The sequence below is a fragment of the uncultured Campylobacter sp. genome (assembly GCF_938040115.1).
Classification (GTDB): domain Bacteria; phylum Campylobacterota; class Campylobacteria; order Campylobacterales; family Campylobacteraceae; genus Campylobacter_A.
Genome location: NZ_CALHXD010000007.1, coordinates 1 through 13889, shown reverse-complemented (window position 1 = coordinate 13889; position 13889 = coordinate 1). Strand labels below are relative to the sequence as shown.

Below are 13889 nucleotides of genomic sequence, written 5' to 3'. Positions count from 1 at the left end.
AGCTTTTACGATGACGAAGTCACGGCAAAAAGGTTGATAGATATGGGCGCAAACGCTCATGCGCGAGATAACTACAAACTCTCGCCCCTGGCCTACGCCATAGAAAACAACTCCACAAAGACCGTTAAGCTCTTGCTTGATAGCGGAGTAAGACTTGAGGAAGCGGGAAGGATACAATTATATTTAGATTATGCATTATATGATTTTATAGATAGTATCGTAATAGATAAAGACGATATACATATAAATTTTGATTTCCCCGATACGGACTCAAAGGGCGCATCAGATCCCTTCGCATACGTCATAGCTAATAATCTACTAGAAATTTCAAAAATGTTTTTTGAGTTGGGATATAAACCCGAGTGTACATTTAAAGCCCAAAGATATGAAGAATATGACTGCTTTGACAGGCTGAGCATAATACCAAACTACGAACCTATGCTAAATTTACTACTAGACAACAACGTTTCGGGGCAACCTACTAGCGAGGAGCTGAAAGAGGCGTATAAAAAGTGCCATGATACTTATATATGGTATAAAATAAGATGGATAGACGGAGAAAATATAAACAAAAAAAGGCCGTTTTATGTAGATATGCCAATAAAAAATTTAGAAAAATATTGCACCGAGCCTGATGGAACCTTTCAAGACGTACGAACATTTATGTCGTGGGCAAACGAGCAAAAAAAGATGGATGCAATAATACGCATAGGAGATACGGCTAAGGTGATCTATATCGACGCCAACATAAGTAGTCAAGACAAAGAAAAATTAATATCTAATAAACTAATCCAAAAATTAAGGAGCAAAGATGCCGCAGAGCGACGATGATGAATCGCTTATGGCGCGGTAGGAGCAAGGAGAAACCAGACCGGCAAAAGTCAAATTTGACCGAAAGAGCGGTCAAATTTAAGCTAAATTTGACGAGTTCTCACTCCTCGTCGGTCAAATTTTGCGCCCCAGCGGCGAAAAACGTATCGCTGTGGATGTTTTCAAAAGCAGCCTTTAGCGAGACGAAAAGCTTTGGATTTTGCTTTTCTAAATTTGCCAAAAGCTCCTTAGTTTCAGCTCTGGCGTGAGGCATCTTGATGTCAAATCGCATCGCCGGACACGCCTCGTCGCCGATAACTGCAAGCCCGTTTCGCACGGCATTTTCGCGTAGCTGTCTTTCGCGCACGAATATAAACGGCCTGATAACCTCGATACCGTTTGCCGCGACGTATTTTGGAGCAAGCGTTCGTAGCGCGCCGTTATAAGTAAAATTCATAAAAAAACTCTCGACCGCGTCGTCGAGGTGGTGGGCGATGGCGAGCTTGTTAAAGCCGTGCTCAAGCGCGTAGGTATAGAGATAGCCGCGCCTCATACGCGAGAAAAAGCTGCAAAAGCTGGAGTTTTTGCGGATCTTGTCCTTTGATATCTCAAAAATCGAGCTATCGATCACGTCGTGCTCGATGCCGTGCTCGGCGCAGTGGCGCGTGAGGTATGCGTAGTCCTCGCCCATGCCGTAGCTTAGCGTCACGGCCTTAAACTCAAATTTTTCGGGCGTGACGTTTTGCATATGTTTTAGCACGTGCGCGAGCGCGAGGCTATCCTTGCCGCCGCTAAGACCGAGCAAAATTTTATCCCCGCCGCGCACCATGCGGTATCTGGCGTTGGTCTGCCCGACCTGGCGCAGCAGCCGCTTGCTAAGCTCTATCATAGCCGCTCGATCATCGCGAGCATGAACTGCGCGCTCACGTTTGCCGAGTCTTGTAAAAATTTATCGAAGTCAAACTCCGCACTGCCGCCTGCCTCGTCGCTGATGGCGCGAAGCACGAAAAACGGCACGCCTAGACTCTCGCAAACCAGCGCCACGCTAGCGCCCTCCATCTCGGCCGCATCGGCTTTGAAGGTTGCTTTTAGCCACTCTTTTTTCGCGTTGTCGCAGATAAACTGATCGCCTGTGGCTATGACGCCGCCTTTTAGCTCGATACTTTTTTCGGCAGCGACGCTAGAGGCTAATGCGTTTAGAGAGTTGTCGCTTTTGATAAAGATGCTGGTCTCGGGCACGTAGCCGTAAGGGTGCCCAAACGCCGTGATATCGACGTCGTGCTGCACCAGGCTAGTCGCGTAAAGCATATCGCCGATTTTCAAATTTGGATTTAGCGCGCCTGCGACGCCGGTAAAAAGCAGCTTCCGGGCGCCAAATTTCTCTATCATCGCGCTTGCGGTTAGAGCGGCGTTTACCTTGCCGATCTTAGAGTAGGCGATCACAAGCTCTTTGCCGCCAAAATTTGCTAGGTAAAATACGTTATTTGCGTGCTTAACTTCTTTATAATCCTTGACGCGCTCAAGTAGAGGGGCAACCTCCTCGCGCATCGCGCCCAAGATCGCTATCATTTAAGCTCCTTTAAAAGCTCTTCAAGGCTGCTAAGATCGGTGACGCTAAAGGTCGGCTTTTCGGTGATTTTTTTGTTGATGCCTTTTAGCACGCTACCACCGAACTCCACAAACATATCAACCTCGTTTTCGATGCTTTTGATACTTTGTTTGTATAAAACAGGGCTTACGAGCTGGGCTTTTAGCAAAATTAGCGCTTCGTCTTTCGAGCCGTAAGCCTTCGCCGACGCATTTGAAACGACAGACGCAAATTTGGCGGCTAACGCAGGCTCTAGCTGTGCCGTTAGCTTCTCGCTAGCGCTCTTTAAAAGCGGGCAGTGGCTGATGACGGACATATTTAGAGGTAGTACGCGCTTAGCGCCCGCTTCTTTAAACGCGGACTCAAATTTGGCGATGTCCTCTTTTAGTCCCGCGATCACGATTTGGCCGTCGCAGTTGTAGTTCGCGGCGTAAATTTGATGGCCGTCCGCCTGAGCGTTTTTGCAAATTTGCTCTACCGTCTCGTCGCTAAGACCCAAAATAACGCTCATCGTTACGTCTTTGCCTGCACAGTCCTCTTGCATAAATTTACCGCGTAAATTTACGATCCTAAGCGCATCGACAAAATCAAACGCGCCGCTAACCGCAAGCGCGCTAAACTCGCCCAAAGAGTGCCCGAGCGCAAATTTCGGTTTTAAATTTACGCTTTGCTTTAGCGCGAGATAGCACATAAGCGAGTTTAAAACGATGGCCGGCTGGGTAAATTCGCTCCTGTTTATAAGGTCGTTTTCGTTGAAAAGTAGATTTGAAAAGTCGATTTTTAGGCTATCGCTTGCATTTTGTAAAAGCTCGGCGGCCGGGCGGAAATTTTCGTAAATTTCCTTACCCATGCCGATGCTTTGCGAGCCTTGTCCCGGGAATATAAACGCCGCTCTCATCTAGGTCCTCTTAGTGGCAACCGCATCCGCCGTCATCATGGTGATGACCGTGCCCGCCGCAGCAACCGCCCTCTTTATGCTCATGATGGCCGTGGCCTCCGCAGCAACCGCCCTCGCCGTGATGATGGTCGTGATCGTGTCCGCCGCATCCGCATGCGTGAGCGCCGGCTACCATGCCTGTAGCTATCTCGTCCGGCGTAGCGTCGCGTTTGTCGAAAATTTGAACCTTAAACTCCAAATCTTTGCCTGCGTAAGGGTGGTTAAAATCAACTGTTACGTCGTCCTCGCCGATAGATTTTACTATCACGCGTACGCTTTCGCCGTGCTCGCCTTGACCGAAAAGCTCCATACCCTCTTTTAGCTCGATGCCAGCAAACTGCTCTTTAGGTAGCATCTGAACGGCGCTAGAGTCGTATTCGCCGCAAGCCTGCGCAGCTGGGATAACGATAACTTTTGTTTCGCCCTTTTCTAGTTTGGTGACCTCTTCTTCCAGTTTCTCGATGATATGTCCGCGGCCCGTTAAAAAAGAAATCTCCTGCCCTACTTGCATATTGGACTCTAAAATTTCGCCCGTTTTTGCGTCTTTTAGCTCATAAAACATAGCTATAACTTGTTCTTTCACGTTTTTCTCCTATTTATGAAAATAACGTGATTATATCGTTAAATTTATTAAATATAGTTTTAGTTTCGAGTAGGTGCAGCTTTGGCTTCTTTGCTGTCGGGATAGCCTAGTTTTAGTGCTTTGTAAAATTTATTCGCACTCGCCGTATCTTTTATCTTATCAAAGCTGATGGCAGTGTGATAAAGAAGCTTTGGGGTATAGTCGGCCTTGTCGTACAGCTGGATGCTCTGCTGATAGTATTTTATAGCGTTGTTGTAAGCTTTTTGCTGATACGCTATCTCGCCGAGATAAAAATTTGCCATAGCAGGCTTATGATCTTTACTTAAAAGATACTCGTATCTAGCCTTAGCATCGTCGAGCTTGCCTGCGTCAAATAGCTTTTTAGCTTCGCTTGCCACATCTTGATTTTTTTGTTTAGTAAAATCAGTCTTTGGAGTTTGCGGCTCAGCGGCTGGGCTACTGCTAGCTACCGACTTGTCTTCATCGTTTTTTTTTGTAGTAGCGGGCGCAGCGTTGCTCTTATCTATCAAAGCGCCCATATCCTTAAGGGCTTTGGTGATTTTAGCGTTGTTGGCCTCTTGTATTTTTCGGCTTTCTTCTACGTACTTTTTAAGCTCGTCGAAATCGCTTTTTGCGGTAGAATTTCCGTCGTTTCCTTCAAGATCGTTTAGTCTTTTTTCTATCCTAGACATTCTCGAGTTTAGTCCGTCTAGCACGCTTTGCAAGCCTTCTAGGCGCTCTTGCATGGCATTTAAATTTGACTCGACGTCACCCATATTTCTACTTAGATTTTCTACGTTTTGTTTGTTTTTTAGAAATGTTTTTTCGTTATCAGTCAAACCGTAGGGGCTAGAGCTATCTAAATTTCCAGCGTCAAATACCGAAATTTCATTGGAAGCGGAATAAGAGAGAGTGGCTCCTATAAAAAGAGCCACGAAAGTTTTTAAATTCGTCATAAATTTAATTATGGAAGAACTTTAAATTCAGCACGTCTGTTTTGAGCGTCGCAAGCTTTTGTTTTGTCTGTGCAAACAGGGTTGCTTTCGCCGTAGCTTACAACGGTAATTCTATCAGCAGCAACGCCTTGTTTTACAAGAGCGTCTTTAGCAGCTTTTGCTCTTTTTAGACCAAGCGCATAGTTGTACTCGTCTGTACCCCACTCGTCGCAGTTACCCTCTACTTTTACAGAAAGAGCTTGAGCCTCTGATTGATTAAATAGGCCTGCGTTTGTGTTGATAGCAGACTGCATGTCGCCTTTGATGTTAAATTTGTCAAAGTCAAAGTATACAGTTTGAACTTGACCTTCGATGCTTGAAATTAATTGTTGCAATCTCTCGCTATCGCTCATCATGTTATCGCTTGAGTTCATACCGCCCATATTTTGATTGGCGTCAGCGCTCATATCAACTTCAGGGTTTTTAGAGCTACAACCGCTCAACAATAAAGCTGCAATAGCAGCAGAAGTTAAAACTACTTTTTTCATTTTCATCCTTTTATAGAAATTTAACGTGATTATATCATAAAATTTACTAAATATTACCAATCAATAGACTGAATTTTACCGATTTTTAACGGAAATTGGAAACTTTTGTTCTCATTTACGCGAATTATACCAAGAGAACTCTGGCCGCCAAGCTCTTTGATAAACACTACGCTTTGTCCGTCGCTAGAAAATCTAGGGTATAAATTTTTACCGCTTGCGGTAAGCTGTCTGATGTAATCAGTCTGCGTAGAGATCATGTAAATGTTAAAATCTCTCGTTCCAAAGCTACTCTTACCGTCTTCTCTACTGGAGTAAACTATATAGTTTTGATAGGTGCTGACGGAGTTGTTGTTTTTGCCGTGATAGACCAACTGTTCAAAACCGCTTCCATCGACGTTTTGTGCGAAAACGTTAGGATAGCCGAGTCTATCGGAAACGAAAACTACGCGTCTGTCGCCATCGACGAAGTTGCCGTTGACGTCTATGCCGCTATAGTTGGTTACCTGAGATAGTCTTTTTGAATTTAGGTCGTATATATAGATATCAGGTTGATCTTGCGGAGCCATAGTTAGCAAAATTTTATCTCCGTTTTGGCTAACGTCGGAGGCTATAAGCATACCACCCTTGCTATCTAAAATTTTAGTTTTTTGGCCGCTTGCAACGTCATATCTATAAAGAACTAAGTTTTTGCCACTGTAATCAGAGTAATAAAATGCACTCTGATCAGCTCCTACCCATTTAGGAAATATATTCAAACCGCCGCGAACAAGTACTTTTTGGTAGGTCAAAGTGTAGTCGGCTATAACGATCTCGCTTTGCTTTGAACCAGTTCCTTTGGCAAAGATGATAAATTTCTCCATCCAGTTTACAGGCGGCATTTTTAGCTCGTTGATAAGCTCAACTATCGCTTTATGCGCGATAAACGGATACTTTGATCCGTCGTTCATATTATAAATTTTCTCGTACTGAGTAGTCGCCGTTTTTGCATTAATTAGCTTAACTCTGAGGGTTAGAGGCGAGTTTGCAGAGCCCTCAAGCGCGTATCTAAATATAAGCTGCGCACCTTTTTCGCTCATGACGTTCGTATTCGAGTCACCCTCATAGCTACTGGCGATATATTCGTCCGCAACCTCAAAATCAGAGCTGACCTTCAAGTCGCCCAACATGATTTTATGAAATTTGCTTTTAAAGGCCTGATCGCCGACAGCCGTTGTAGCGTCTTGAAGCACGATTTTTGGTAGGGCTAAGCCTTTGTTGACGACCGAAATAGTTGCATCAACGGCAAAAAGCCAACTCGCAAAAGTAAGAAAAAGTAAAATTTTCTTCATTGTTCCTCCGTTATTCTAGTTTGTCTTGCAATTTAGTTCCGAGCTTAACAGCTCTGCCTATCTGAGTAGGCGGCGGAAATTTCTCAGAAGTCATACGCTCTAAGAAATCTCTAACCTTGTCGTTAAATTCGCTATTATACGATAACTTTTTTATATCATAACTAAACGATCCGTCAATGTCGATGACAATCTCAACCTCCGCCTCATCGCTAGAATCAGCTTTATAAGCGCTCCATCTGCTCTGCAAAATTCTGCTAATCATGCCAAAATATTCGTTATATTCACCTGTCATTTGCGACTTTGGAGTTTTGGCAACCTGATCCAAAGTAAAATTCTTGATAAGGTCGCTAGCTTTTTTTTGCTCACTAGTTACCTGGCTCTTTTCCGGCTTTTTGCGGCTTTGCTCTTTGGGTTGCTCTTTCTTCTTAGCAACCTTATCCTCTTTTAGTTTAGAGGTATCGATACTACCGAATAAATCCTTTAAATTTGGCTCTTCAACTTTTTTTTCTTCAGGTTTTGGCGGTACGGGATCAGGCTCAGGCGGCTTGTTGGTGGTATCAGGTTTGGGTTCTTCTTTTTTAACCTCTTCCTCTTTTTTTATAGGCTGTGGTTTTTCTTCTTTTACGACCTCTTTTTTAGGCTCTGGTGCTTTTACGGTAACGTCAGGTTCACGCTCGACTATCATGATATCCATAAAGGCGTCTTTAGTATCGGTATATTTTTTCGGCTCTTCCTTAAAGTATGTAAGCTTGATAAAAATACCGATTATTATGCAAAAATAAAGAAAAGCCGACAGCACAAAGTAGCCGGAAGTGTTAAATTTGAGGTCAAATTTATCCATTAGTCTGAAGCGCTACCTTTGTAAAACCAGCGTTTTTTACGCTTTTTAAAACAAACATTACATCGTCATATATAAGACTTTTGTCGGCCTTAATGTAAACGGGCGAATTTTTATCGTATCTTGCTCCGATAAGTACGATGTTATCGGGAAGCTCGCGCAAATCCATAGTGCTTTGATCTATCCTAACCTTTTTTGTAGCATCCACGATAACGGTTAAATCTTTTTTTTGGGCTGAAGAGGCTTTGGTCTTTGAGCCGTCCGGTAATAAAATTTGTTCATCGTAAACAATGGTAGGCGTAGTAACCATAAGAATCGCCAGCAAAACTAGCATGATATCCACGAGAGGAGTTATATTTAACTCCGGGGTTTCGTCAAGATTTATCATTGATCTTCTTTAAGCGTTACGAGAATATCCACCTCTCGCTTAATCACGCCCATAAGCTCGTAAGCTTTCCTCTTGATAAGCAAGCTAAACGTGTAAGCAGGTATCGCTACAAATATACCTGCCCCGGTTGCCACTAGTGCCTCGCTGATAGCAGGAGCGATAACATTTAGAGAAGAATTTCCGCCGCCTTGTCCAAGCTGAGAAAAGGTCTCCAAGATAGAAACAACCGTGCCAAAAAGTCCGATAAAAGGCGACGTAGAGGCAACTATACTAAGCCAAGTAATACCGCTGGTTGCATTTCGCTCAGCGATACTAACGGCGACCGAGAGCTTCTCTCTAGATATCGAGCCGCTTACGAACCGTTTTAAAATGGATTCGTTTAAAACATGTTTAGACCCGCCCATCAATAACGACTCAAGAGCATTTTGTTCTTTTTTTTGCCATGACCTAAGCCCTGCCATACGAGAAAACAGTATAGTAAGGCTTATAATGAAATAAAAAGAAAGCCAGCTAAGCACAAATATAGTAATAAAACTACTTCTAGATAAGTAGTTTAAAAAAATATCAAGTCCAGCCACTATCTTGTCCGAGCCATGCTGTCTAATTTTGCCACAGTGGCAGCCATAGCGTTATTCTCGCTACTCATGCTGGCAATTAAATCCTTAGCCTTTTGCAATGAATTTGCTATCTCGCTCTCAGAATTTCCCGATACGTGAACGGCGCCGTCGGCAAGGATGGTCGCCTTGCCTTCGTTTATCTCGGCATACCCCCAGTTTATCGCGACGGCATCATGGCTTTTATCTTCGCTCTCGATGTCTATAACCCCAGCCTTTAAAAGCGATATAAGCGAGGCGTGTCCGGGCAAAACTCCAAACTCGCCTTCGCTACCCGGCAAAACTACGCTTTTAATATCGTTTGAAAAGACTAAACCCTCAGGCGTAACGATTTCTAAATGTAATTTACTCATTACTTTTCCTTTAAATTTAGGCTTTAAGTTTCTCGGCTTTCGCTATCGCTTCGTCGATGTTTCCTACCATATAAAATGCATTTTCAGGCAAATCGTCATATTTTCCTTCTAAAATTCCCTTAAAGCCAGCGATATTTTCCTCAAGGCTTACGTATTTACCGGGGCTTCCCGTAAACACCTCGGCAACGAAGAACGGCTGAGATAAAAATCTCTCAATCTTTCTAGCGCGATCAACCGTAACCTTATCTTCTTCGCTAAGCTCGTCCATACCGAGGATCGCGATGATATCTTGAAGGTCTTTATATTTTTGTAAAACCGCCTGTACGCCGCGAGCTACTTTATAGTGTTCGCCGCCTAAAATTTGAGGATCGAGCATTCTTGATGTCGAATCAAGCGGGTCAACCGCAGGATAAATTCCTTTTTCTGCAATAGCTCTGTTTAGAACGGTAGTCGCGTCAAGGTGCGCAAAAACGGTCGCAGGAGCCGGGTCGGTAAGGTCGTCCGCAGGAACGTAAACAGCCTGAACCGACGTGATCGAACCTTTTTTGGTTGATGTGATTCTCTCTTGGAATTTACCCATTTCACTCGCCAAAGTCGGCTGATAACCAACGGCTGACGGGATACGTCCAAGAAGCGCCGACATCTCAGCGCCAGACTGAGAGAAACGGAAGATGTTATCAATAAACATCAAAACGTCAAGTCCCATCTCGTCGCGGAAATACTCGGCCATTGTTAGACCTGTTAGAGCGATGCGGTTTCTTGCCCCCGGCGGCTCGTTCATCTGGCCGTAGCACAAGGCAACTTTATCCAAAACGTTACTTTCTTTCATCTCGTGATAAAGGTCGTTTCCTTCACGAGTTCTCTCACCAACACCTGCAAATACAGAATAACCGCTGTGTTTAAACGCAACGTTGTGGATAAGCTCCATAATAATAACCGTTTTACCAACACCAGCACCACCAAATAGACCTACTTTACCACCCTTTGCATAAGGAGCTAGAAGGTCGACTACCTTGATACCAGTTTCAAAAATTTCACTTTTTGTGCTTTGCTCTTCAAATGGAGGAGGATCGCGGTGGATAGACCAGTGCTTATCAAAATTTATACCCTCACCCTCGTCGATCAAATCGCCAACTACGTTAAAAATTCTACCCAAAACTTTTTCGCCAACCGGCACGCTTATAGGTGCACCAAGAGCTTTAGCCTCTAAGCCACGAGTCAGACCCTCACTCATATCCATAGCGATAGTTCTAACTCTATTATCACCTAGGTGAGCAGCAACTTCTAATATTAGTTTATGTTTCTTGCCCTCAACCTCAAAGAAAACTTCGATAGCTTCATTGATCTTCGGCAAGTAGTCATTAAAGTCAACATCGACCACAGGGCCCATAACTTGACTAATAACACCCTTCATTCATACTCCTTTTATTTCATTGATTCAACACCACTGATGATCTCGATAAGCTCAGTGGTAATAGACTCTTGTCTTGCTTTATTGTAAGCAAGATTTAACTGTTTGACGCGTTGTTTAGCATTATTTGTTGCATTATCCATAGCTTGCATTCTAGCGCTGTGCTCAGCCGCCAAAGAGTCAACTAAAGCATAATACATACTATACTCAAAATATTTATTGAGCAATTCATCCATAATCTTAGTATAGTTGTCCTCTGGCTCAAATTCCATCAAAGAATTTGTCTCAACCGCAACTATCTTAGACGGCTCAATAGGCACAATATCATTTACTCTAATCTCTTGAGAAATCATATTTTTATAGCCATTGTGTATTAGCACGACCTTATCTGTTATGCCGTTTGTAAAATCATCAATAGCGTCTTTTATGATCTTTTGAGCTTTTTCATATGTAGGAGAAGAGCTAGCTCCGACATAAGTCTCGAGTAGTTCAACGCCTTGGAAATTGAAAAATTCTATGCCTTTTTTACCAACAGCTCTTAGTCTAACTTTGATCTTTTTGGCTTTTAGCTCATCGATCATGCGCCTAACTGTCTTTATGGTCTGGACATTAAAGCCACCGCAAAGCCCTTTATCAGCGGTAACAAATATAATATCAACCTTTTCTACACTCTTTGTTGTGTTAAAAAATTTACTCTCAGTCATAACTGAAGCATATTGATTGATCTTATAAGCTATCTCTGATAAAACCTCATTGATCTTAAGTGCGTAAACTCTAGAGTATCGAGCAGCCTCTTCGGCTTTGCGAAGCTTTGCTGTTGAGACAAGCTTCATCGCACGCGTCGTCTTTTGAGTGTTCTGGACGCTCTTGATCTTTCGTTTTATATCTTTTAAATTTGACATATCTTAGCCCTAGTTAGCGGCAAAAGTCGCTTTAAAATCTTTCAACGCTTTATGTAAAATTTCTTCTACTTCTTTATCACTTGCCGACGGCTTTCCGATTCTTATATTTTCTCTGACAGACATATCGAATAGATAGTTGTCCTGCGATACATAAGAGATGGTTTCGGATAACTGTTCCAGCGGAATCTCTTTGATGTTTTTTCCTCCGATTATTACTTCTCCGGCATCTGCATTCCAAAAACCTGCGATCAGTTTCGTAATGGTTGACTTTCCGCCTCCTGACGGACCGACAAATGCCGTTACCTGATTTTCCTCAATCGTCAAACTGACCCCTTCTAATACTTTTTTATCTTCCGTATAGGAAAAATCCACATTTTTCAGTTCAATAGCACTACCGGATAACGAAACATTCACTTTACCATGCTCAAGATCAGGGGCATCCAAAATCAATCCGATTTCCTTTGTAATCGTTCCTATTCTGGACAGATCATCCATATAATTGGTCGCTGTCAATATATTTTCCACCGTTCCGAAGGAAAGTACAATAATGGTTATAAAGGTCGCTATTGTTAAAGAGCCATTTAAATAAAAATAAATTCCTAACGGCAGGATTGTGAGCAGAGACATAGGTGAAATTTTTCTGTATGCAGACACACCGATCATCGCTTCCTTCATCCAATGATAGTAAAACGAGGCATTTTCATGGACTGCACCACTGTATTTCTGATAGGAAGTTTCGCTTTGATTGAACATCTTGATGACCTCAATTCCACCGATATATTCAACCACTGCATTATTCATTCTTTGATTGATTTCTACTGATTGCTGATACTTTTTTCCATAAGACCTCATCACCGATTTCATACAGAACATTCCAATCACAAGAGGAATCAGGGAAACAAGTGCCAATCTCCAATCCAAAATAAACATATAGATCAGCAAGAGAATCGGACCGATGATATTTGCGGTCATTTCAGGAATAATATGTGCTAAGGTTGTTTCCATAGAATCCACCTGATCCACAATAATATTCTTGAGCTTACCGGAAGAAATATTCATAACCTTTCCAAGGGGCATCCGAAACAGTTTTTTAGAAATTTCTTCCCTTATTCTTTTTAAAGAATAAAAAGTTGCCTGATGCGATATGGAAGTGGAAGCCGCCGCAAAGATTTCCTTCAAGACCATTGCGGCTAATATCATAAGACCGTATTGCAAATAAAATCCGAATTCTGTGTTTTTTCCAATCAGTCCTACAATCATTTTTGCTAATACGATATATGCGGCAAGACCGGATACCACTCCTAAAACTGCCAATAGAACGGATTGAATGTAAGTGTTCTTATATTCTTTTACATACTGTTTGATTAAATTCATAATCTGAATCCTCCTTTGATACCAAAAATTTTTATCCTATGGAAGCAAATAAAAAATCCGATATTTCAGCTTCATTCTCTTTTACAGGTATTTTTTTATAAGTCTTGTCATCAATCATCAGCACCGTATTACACACCTCAAAGAGAAGTTCTAAATCATGGGTAATAATAACCACCGGTCTCTTAGCGGCATACTTCCTTATCATAGCTCCTATTTCTTTCATTCTTTTGTAATCAAGCCCTGAAGTCGGCTCGTCCAATATAATGATTTTCCTTTCACTTAAAAAGGCAGTAGCAAGTGCAAGCCTTTGCTTTTGCCCACCGGAAAGCTCTTGCGGATGATCCATTTTTTTATCCCACAAATCAATCGCCCTAATGTAGGAGGTGACTTCTTTCAGATATTCACTATCTTTCACTTTATTTTTAGGGATCAATTCATTTTCCACCGTATCAAAGAAAATTTGATAATCCACATCCTGCATCATATAGTATGATTGCTTCAATCTTTCTTTCGTTGTTTTTCCATAGCTTATTTTCCCTTTATTTTTAATTAAGCCTGCCAAAGTTCTTCCTAATGTTGTTTTTCCGATTCCATTTTTCCCAATAATCGCCATAATTTCTCCATAATGAAGATCAAAGGAAAGATTCTTTATGAGTTCCTGTTTCCCGATATTGATATTTAAATCCACGATACCCGCACCCTTCTCTTGTTCCACACCCAAGTTTTGTGCTTTCAGGGACTGATAACTGATTGCTCGCAATCCATATTTTTTGCAGTCATTCTCTGTGAGTTCTCCTTGAGAAAACACCCTTTCGATCGTCCCGTCTTTCATATAGATTAAGCGGTCATATAAATCATTTAAAAAGAACAATCGATGTTCCGCAACAAGGATTGTTTTTCCCATCGCTCTTAAACTGCGAACAATATCTCTAAACTGGACAATCCCTTGATAATCCAAATTGGAGGAAGGCTCGTCAAAGAAAATAATTTTGGTATCATATAGCAAAGTGGAAGCAATTGCTACTTTTTGCTTTTGTCCTCCGGAAAGTTCGGAAAGTTTCTTGTCCATCAAGTCGCTAATTCCCATTTTTTCAAAGGCTTCTTTTGTTTTTTGTTTTAAAAAACGGGAAGCGGTACGCATCAAATAGAGCTGATTTCTTCTCGGAAAAGAGTTTTTCCAAAACTGCTGCATTTCAAGATTCACGATAAGACCGTTATCGGTTTTAACCAAAAGATCCAAATGATACGTTTCGCCGTTCGGGCTTTCCCGTGTAAGCTCC

Annotated in this window: 15 protein-coding genes and 1 pseudogene; 1 reads left to right on the top strand and 15 read right to left on the bottom strand. The window is 42.2% G+C overall.

Going from position 1 to position 13889, the window contains the following annotated elements:
* Positions 1-831: pseudogene (locus Q0314_RS00225) on the top strand (ankyrin repeat domain-containing protein); the annotation flags it as partial.
* A 100-nt stretch (positions 832-931) separates the two neighbouring features.
* Here the strand turns inward: Q0314_RS00225 and Q0314_RS00220 are convergent.
* The 15 genes from Q0314_RS00220 to Q0314_RS00150 all read right to left on the bottom strand — a co-directional run.
* The gene (locus Q0314_RS00220; RefSeq protein WP_298055160.1) at positions 932-1699 is read right to left on the bottom strand and encodes an ATP-binding protein; all 768 of its coding nucleotides are present in this window, start codon (positions 1697-1699) and stop codon (positions 932-934) included.
* Complete coding sequence (locus Q0314_RS00215) at positions 1696-2379, bottom strand: 5'-methylthioadenosine/adenosylhomocysteine nucleosidase (RefSeq protein WP_298055159.1); 684 nt, start codon at positions 2377-2379, stop codon at positions 1696-1698. The genes Q0314_RS00220 and Q0314_RS00215 overlap by 4 nt, the downstream gene beginning before the upstream one ends.
* Positions 2376-3296, bottom strand: coding sequence for an ACP S-malonyltransferase (gene fabD, locus Q0314_RS00210; RefSeq protein ID WP_298055157.1), 921 nt, complete (start codon positions 3294-3296; stop codon positions 2376-2378). Before fabD ends, Q0314_RS00215 begins: the two co-directional genes overlap by 4 nt.
* A gap of 10 nt (positions 3297-3306) precedes the next feature.
* Positions 3307-3918 (bottom strand): peptidylprolyl isomerase, encoded by a 612-nt coding sequence (locus Q0314_RS00205; RefSeq protein ID WP_298055154.1) that lies wholly within the window; start codon positions 3916-3918, stop codon positions 3307-3309.
* Positions 3919-3977: 59 nt separating this feature from the next.
* Complete coding sequence (locus Q0314_RS00200) at positions 3978-4874, bottom strand: tetratricopeptide repeat protein (RefSeq protein WP_298055151.1); 897 nt, start codon at positions 4872-4874, stop codon at positions 3978-3980.
* Positions 4875-4882: 8 nt separating this feature from the next.
* Entirely contained in the window at positions 4883-5401 is a 519-nt protein-coding gene (locus Q0314_RS00195; RefSeq protein WP_039895131.1) for an OmpA family protein, read from the bottom strand.
* 53 nt (positions 5402-5454) lie between these two features.
* Positions 5455-6729 carry a Tol-Pal system protein TolB gene (gene tolB / locus Q0314_RS00190; RefSeq protein WP_298055148.1) on the bottom strand — a complete coding sequence of 425 codons (1275 nt, stop codon included), beginning with the start codon at positions 6727-6729 and terminating at the stop codon, positions 5455-5457.
* Positions 6730-6739: 10 nt separating this feature from the next.
* Complete coding sequence (locus Q0314_RS00185) at positions 6740-7570, bottom strand: TonB C-terminal domain-containing protein (protein WP_366114233.1); 831 nt, start codon at positions 7568-7570, stop codon at positions 6740-6742.
* The gene (locus Q0314_RS00180; RefSeq protein WP_295144909.1) at positions 7563-7955 is read right to left on the bottom strand and encodes a biopolymer transporter ExbD; all 393 of its coding nucleotides are present in this window, start codon (positions 7953-7955) and stop codon (positions 7563-7565) included. The genes Q0314_RS00185 and Q0314_RS00180 overlap by 8 nt, the downstream gene beginning before the upstream one ends.
* On the bottom strand, positions 7952-8533 hold the full coding sequence (locus Q0314_RS00175; protein WP_295144906.1) for a MotA/TolQ/ExbB proton channel family protein: 582 nt from the start codon (positions 8531-8533) through the stop codon (positions 7952-7954). Before Q0314_RS00175 ends, Q0314_RS00180 begins: the two co-directional genes overlap by 4 nt.
* On the bottom strand, positions 8533-8922 hold the full coding sequence (gene atpC, locus Q0314_RS00170; RefSeq protein WP_298055143.1) for an ATP synthase F1 subunit epsilon: 390 nt from the start codon (positions 8920-8922) through the stop codon (positions 8533-8535). The genes Q0314_RS00175 and atpC overlap by 1 nt, the downstream gene beginning before the upstream one ends.
* Positions 8923-8938: 16 nt before the next feature.
* Positions 8939-10336: a F0F1 ATP synthase subunit beta gene (gene atpD, locus Q0314_RS00165; RefSeq protein ID WP_298055141.1), complete on the bottom strand. Its 1398-nt coding sequence runs from the start codon at positions 10334-10336 to the stop codon at positions 8939-8941.
* An 11-nt stretch (positions 10337-10347) separates the two neighbouring features.
* A complete protein-coding gene (gene atpG, locus Q0314_RS00160) occupies positions 10348-11235 on the bottom strand; it encodes an ATP synthase F1 subunit gamma (RefSeq protein ID WP_002939426.1) in 888 nt (295 codons plus the stop codon).
* A gap of 9 nt (positions 11236-11244) precedes the next feature.
* Positions 11245-12609, bottom strand: coding sequence for an ABC transporter ATP-binding protein (locus tag Q0314_RS00155; RefSeq protein WP_298055133.1), 1365 nt, complete (start codon positions 12607-12609; stop codon positions 11245-11247).
* Between the two features lie 31 nt (positions 12610-12640).
* The coding region (locus Q0314_RS00150) for an ATP-binding cassette domain-containing protein (RefSeq protein WP_298055130.1) at positions 12641-13889 on the bottom strand (1249 nt) is incomplete at its 5' end.

Excerpts from the sequence above, each read along its gene's own strand:
- Q0314_RS00220 (WP_298055160.1), bottom strand. The coding sequence starts at position 1,699 with ATGATAGAGCTTAGCAAGCGGCTGCTGCGCCAGGTCGGGCAGACCAAC.
- Q0314_RS00215 (WP_298055159.1), bottom strand. The coding sequence starts at position 2,379 with ATGATAGCGATCTTGGGCGCGATGCGCGAGGAGGTTGCCCCTCTACTT.
- fabD (WP_298055157.1), bottom strand. The coding sequence starts at position 3,296 with ATGAGAGCGGCGTTTATATTCCCGGGACAAGGCTCGCAAAGCATCGGC.
- Q0314_RS00200 (WP_298055151.1), bottom strand. The coding sequence starts at position 4,874 with ATGACGAATTTAAAAACTTTCGTGGCTCTTTTTATAGGAGCCACTCTC.
- Q0314_RS00195 (WP_039895131.1), bottom strand. The coding sequence starts at position 5,401 with ATGAAAAAAGTAGTTTTAACTTCTGCTGCTATTGCAGCTTTATTGTTG.
- tolB (WP_298055148.1), bottom strand. The coding sequence starts at position 6,729 with ATGAAGAAAATTTTACTTTTTCTTACTTTTGCGAGTTGGCTTTTTGCC.
- Q0314_RS00185 (WP_366114233.1), bottom strand. The coding sequence starts at position 7,570 with ATGGATAAATTTGACCTCAAATTTAACACTTCCGGCTACTTTGTGCTG.
- Q0314_RS00180 (WP_295144909.1), bottom strand. The coding sequence starts at position 7,955 with ATGATAAATCTTGACGAAACCCCGGAGTTAAATATAACTCCTCTCGTG.
- atpC (WP_298055143.1), bottom strand. The coding sequence starts at position 8,922 with ATGAGTAAATTACATTTAGAAATCGTTACGCCTGAGGGTTTAGTCTTT.
- atpD (WP_298055141.1), bottom strand. The coding sequence starts at position 10,336 with ATGAAGGGTGTTATTAGTCAAGTTATGGGCCCTGTGGTCGATGTTGAC.
- atpG (WP_002939426.1), bottom strand. The coding sequence starts at position 11,235 with ATGTCAAATTTAAAAGATATAAAACGAAAGATCAAGAGCGTCCAGAAC.
- Q0314_RS00155 (WP_298055133.1), bottom strand. The coding sequence starts at position 12,609 with ATGAATTTAATCAAACAGTATGTAAAAGAATATAAGAACACTTACATT.